The sequence below is a fragment of the Rhodococcus sp. IC4_135 genome (assembly GCF_011602025.1).
Classification (GTDB): domain Bacteria; phylum Actinomycetota; class Actinomycetes; order Mycobacteriales; family Mycobacteriaceae; genus Rhodococcus_F; species Rhodococcus_F baikonurensis.
This window is the reverse complement of the sequence record NZ_JAAOLG010000159.1, coordinates 1-255: the sequence shown is the minus strand read 5'-3', so window position 1 is coordinate 255 and position 255 is coordinate 1. Positions and strand designations below refer to the sequence as shown.

Annotated in this window: 1 protein-coding gene; it reads left to right on the top strand. The window is 58.4% G+C overall.

The genetic code is table 11. The features are described from left to right. Positions 1–8: 8 nt before the first annotated feature. Positions 9–255 (top strand): tyrosine-type recombinase/integrase (locus G8767_RS35440; protein WP_166814321.1); only part of this gene is annotated, 247 nt, incomplete at its 3' end.

The following is a 255-nucleotide window of genomic DNA, read 5'->3' as shown; positions in this document are numbered from 1 at the left end:
ACAGATCAATGATCACTCCTTACGGATTGCGGCACTCCTACGCTCAGCGGCACGCTGACAACGGCACACCGGTGGACGTCCTACGCGAATTGATGGATCACCGCAGCGTCGACACGACCATGGGATATTTCTCCGTCACACTCAAACGTAAACGCCAAGCCACCGAGGAGATTTCGAAGTTCGCGATCGACAGGCACGGACGACCGGCGGGATTCACGTCGGTAACGGAGTACGAGCGACAGTCGGTGGCCGTGC